This window comes from Streptomyces sp. OfavH-34-F, assembly GCF_022347745.1.
In the GTDB taxonomy this organism is placed as follows: Bacteria; Actinomycetota; Actinomycetes; order Streptomycetales; family Streptomycetaceae; genus Streptomyces.
Genome location: NZ_JAKRGC010000442.1, coordinates 1 through 4,053, shown reverse-complemented (window position 1 = coordinate 4,053; position 4,053 = coordinate 1). Strand labels below are relative to the sequence as shown.

Annotated in this window: 4 protein-coding genes and 1 pseudogene; 3 read left to right on the top strand and 2 right to left on the bottom strand. The window is 71.2% G+C overall.

The genetic code is table 11. The features are described from left to right. Both MHW47_RS32900 and MHW47_RS32895 read right to left on the bottom strand, forming a co-directional pair. Nucleotides 1–367 (bottom strand): annotated as a pseudogene (locus MHW47_RS32900) (hypothetical protein); the annotation flags it as partial. A 198-nt stretch (nt 368–565) separates the two neighbouring features. After that, nucleotides 566–1,186: an L-threonylcarbamoyladenylate synthase gene (locus MHW47_RS32895; RefSeq protein WP_239227505.1), complete on the bottom strand. Its 621-nt coding sequence runs from the start codon at nt 1,184–1,186 to the stop codon at nt 566–568. Between the two features lie 143 nt (nt 1,187–1,329). On the opposite strand from MHW47_RS32895, the gene MHW47_RS32890 reads away from it, so the two are divergent. The 3 genes from MHW47_RS32890 to MHW47_RS32880 all read left to right on the top strand — a co-directional run. Beyond that, on the top strand, nt 1,330–1,776 hold the full coding sequence (locus MHW47_RS32890; RefSeq protein WP_239227504.1) for a MarR family transcriptional regulator: 447 nt from the start codon (nt 1,330–1,332) through the stop codon (nt 1,774–1,776). Nucleotides 1,777–2,020: 244 nt separating this feature from the next. Then, entirely contained in the window at nt 2,021–3,049 is a 1,029-nt protein-coding gene (gene tdh, locus MHW47_RS32885) for an L-threonine 3-dehydrogenase (RefSeq protein WP_239227503.1), read from the top strand. 33 nt (nt 3,050–3,082) lie between these two features. Continuing rightward, on the top strand, nt 3,083–4,053 hold a 971-nt coding region (locus MHW47_RS32880; RefSeq protein ID WP_239227502.1), incomplete at its 3' end, for a glycine C-acetyltransferase.

Here is a 4,053-nt window from a genome sequence, read left to right as displayed (position 1 = left end):
CGGAGCGGCAGGCGGTGAGCGGCAGCATGCCGCCGGGGAGCCGGGTGCCGGCGGGCAGGTGGACGGCGTGCGCGTGGAAGCCCACACCGGAGGAGCGGGCGGAGCGGACGGCGACGGTCCGGGCGAGCAGCCGGCTGCCGTCGGAGAGCACGCTGAAGCTGAGCGCCTCGGGCAGGCCGCGCAGGTCGGCGTCGGTGGGGCGGTCCGGGGTGCCGCGCGGCGGCTCGTAGGCGAGGAGCGGTCCGGCCTCGGTCAGCACGGACCCCGGTATGGAGGGGTCCACGGCCGCGAACCGGGCGGCCGTGGAGCCGTCCTCGCCGGTCCCGTCCCCGTCCGCCGAGGTGTAGTGCAACTGTGCGAGGCTCATGCGTCGGCTCTCTTCGTCCCTGCCTGAAGATCCCCTGCCACCCGCACCCGCCCGCGCGGTGGCAGCGGCCTCCCGGCAGAGCGGCGACCCCGGCGGGGAGTGCTCCGCAGTCGCTGGGGCGACGCTATCAAGGACCGGACCGCACCGGGTGGGGCCCGGACCCCAACGGCCCGCCGCCCGGGCGGGCCTGACGCCGTCCTACTCGAACCGCGAGGTGTCGCCCGCCCCCCTGCGCACGATCTCCAGCTCGCCGTTGGAGAAGTCGATGACGGTCGTCGGCTCGGTGCCGCAGTCGCCGGAGTCGAGGACGATGTCCACCTCGTGGTCCAGGCGCTCCTTGATCTCCCAGCCCTGGGTCAGCGGCTCCTCCTCGTCGGGCAGCAACAGGGTGCTGGAGAGCAGCGGTTCGCCCAGTTCGGCGAGGAGTGCCTGGACGACGGGGTGGTCCGGGATGCGGACGCCGACCGTCTTCTTCTTCGGGTGCAGCAGCTGGCGCGGCACCTCCTTCGTCGCGGGCAGGATGAAGGTGTACTGGCCGGGGGTCGCCGACTTGACGGTGCGGAAGACGTCGTTGTCGATGTGCACGAACTGCCCGAGCTGTGCGAAGTTCTGGCACATCAGCGTGAAGTGGTGGCGGTCGTCGAGATGGCGGACGGCCCGGATGCGTGACAGCCCGTCACGGTTGCCGAGCTGGCACCCGAGCGCGTAACAGGAGTCCGTGGGGTACGCGACGAGCGCACCGGAACGGATGCTGTCGGCCACGTTGGTGATGGTGCGGTGCTGGGGATTTTCGGGGTGTACGTCGAAATACTTCGCCATCCGCCGAGTCTACGGCGGGCGGACCCCGCCCGTTTGTGCACGATGCATACTCCATGCATCGTGCACACATTCCGTGGTATATGTGTACAGAGAGGTCGCCGTCCCGGCGGGGGGAGGCGTACCGCAGTCGTAGGGAGCCGCGCGTGGACAAGCCTGTGGACCGGATCGAGTTCGAGACGATGCTGCTCGGCCGGCACATGAGTCTGATCACCTCGCGGGGCGACGGGCGGCTCGACCGCAGCGCCTACATCCTCCTCAGCCGCATCCGGGTCCAGGGCCCGATGTCCATCGGCCAGCTGCGCGACGCCTTCGGCCTGGACACCTCCACGCTGAACCGGCAGACCGCCGCGATGCTCCGGGCCGGCGTCGTGGACCGCATCCCCGACCCGGACGGCGGGATCGCGCGCAAGTTCGTCATCACGGACGAGGGCAGGCGCCGGCTCGACAAGGACCGCGCGGAGAACCGGGACGGACTGCGGCGGGTCCTCGCCGAGTGGAGCCCGGAGGAGGCCGCCCGCTTCGCCGACTGCCTGGCCCGCTTCAACCGCGACATCGAGCGGCTCGACGGACGTCCCTGGCCGCGCGACTGAGCCGCCCCGGCACCACGCACGGCGGTGTGAAGCGGAGCTGCGGCCCCGCTTAAGAAAACCTCGATGGACCCGGGGCGCGGGGTACGGCAGATTTCTCCGTGACGGCGGAGGATGGTGCGCGGCAGCCGGTGCGAGCGCGCTGCCGTGCCGTCCCTCTCATTCTTCCCCCGGGACGCGGGCCTCCTCAGGCATGCCCGCGGCTCGGGGGAGCACCACGCCGCACCAGGTACAGGGAGCCCCAGCCGTGAAGGCACTCGTGAAGCAGAAGGCCGAGCCCGGACTCTGGCTGATGGACGTCCCCGAGCCCGAGACCGGCCCCGGCGACGTACTGATCAAGGTCCTGCGCACCGGCATCTGCGGGACCGACCTGCACATCCGCGCCTACGACGGCTGGGCCCAGCAGGCCGTCACCACCCCGCTGATCCTCGGACACGAGTTCGTCGGGGAGGTCGCCGCCGTCGGCGCGGACGTCGTCGACATCGCGGTCGGCGACCTGGTCAGCGGCGAGGGCCACCTGGTCTGCGGCAAGTGCCGCAACTGCCTGGCCGGCCGCCGCCACCTCTGCCGCTCCACCCTCGGCCTCGGCGTCGGCCGCGACGGGGCCTTCGCCGAGTACGTCGCGCTGCCCGCGTCCAACGTGTGGGTGCACCGGGTCCGGGTCGACCTCGACATCGCCGCGATCTTCGACCCGTTCGGCAACGCCGTGCACACCGCGCTGTCGTTCCCGCTGGTCGGCGAGGACGTCCTGATCACCGGCGCCGGCCCGATCGGCATCATGGCCGCCGCCGTCGCCAAGCACGCCGGTGCCCGCAACGTCGTCATCACCGACGTCAGCGAGGCCCGCCTGGACCTGGCCCGCAAGGTCGGCGTCAGCCTCGCGCTCAACGTCGCCGAGCAGACCATCGAGGACGGCCAGCGGGAACTGGGCCTGCGCGAGGGCTTCGACATCGGCCTGGAGATGTCCGGCCGCCCCGAGGCCATGCGCGACATGCTCGCCAACATGACGCACGGCGGCCGCATCGCCATGCTCGGACTCCCCTCCGAGGAGTTCGCCGTGGACTGGGCCCGGATCGTCACCTCGATGATCACGATCAAGGGCATCTACGGCCGCGAGATGTACGAGACCTGGTACGCCATGTCCGTGCTGCTGGAGGGCGGCCTCGACCTCGCCCCCGTGATCACCGGCCGGTACGGCTACCGCGACTTCGAGGCGGCCTTCGACGACGCGGCGAGCGGACGCGGCGGCAAGGTCATCCTCGACTGGACCGTCTGACCTCCCGCCCCTTCAAGGACCCAAGGAACCGGCATGTTCGACTCCGTACGCGACGACCTGCGCACCACCCTCGAAGAGATCGAGGCGGCCGGGCTGCACAAGCCCGAGCGCGTCATCGGCACCCCGCAGTCCGCGACCGTGGCCGTCACCGCCGGGGGCCGCCCCGGCGAGGTGCTCAACTTCTGCGCCAACAACTACCTCGGCCTGGCCGACCACCCCGAGGTGATCGCCGCCGCGCACGAGGCGCTGGACCGCTGGGGCTACGGCATGGCCTCCGTCCGCTTCATCTGCGGCACCCAGGAGGTCCACAAGGAACTGGAGCGGCGGCTCTCCTCCTTCCTGGGCCAGGAGGACACGATCCTCTACTCCTCCTGCTTCGACGCCAACGGCGGCGTGTTCGAGACGATCCTCGGCGCCGAGGACGCGGTCATCTCCGACGCCCTCAACCACGCCTCGATCATCGACGGCATCCGGCTCTCCAAGGCCAAGCGGTTCCGCTACGCCAACCGCGACATGGACGACCTGGAGAAGCAGCTCAAGGAGGCGTCCGGGGCCCGGCGCCGCCTCGTCGTCACCGACGGCGTCTTCTCCATGGACGGCTACGTCGCGCCGCTGCGCGAGATCTGCGACCTCGCCGAGCGCTACGACGCCATGGTGATGGTCGACGACTCGCACGCCGTGGGCTTCGTCGGCGCCGGCGGGCGCGGCACGCCCGAACTGCACGACGTGATGGACCGCGTCGACATCATCACCGGCACCCTCGGCAAGGCCCTCGGCGGCGCCTCCGGCGGCTACGTCGCCGCCCGCGCCGAGATCGTCGCCCTGCTGCGCCAGCGCTCGCGCCCCTACCTCTTCTCGAACTCGCTCGCCCCGGTCATCGCCGCCGCCTGCGTCCTCCTGCTGGAGCGCTACGACGACGACACCCCCGTCAACATCGGCTGCGGCGAGGACCTCACCATCCGCGAACTCGCCCAGACCGTCGGTGAAGTGACGGGATATCAGGG

What these genes read in the sequence shown, in the direction of transcription:
- MHW47_RS32895 (WP_239227505.1), bottom strand. Translation starts at nt 1,186, where the DNA reads ATGGCGAAGTATTTCGACGTACACCCCGAAAATCCCCAGCACCGCACC.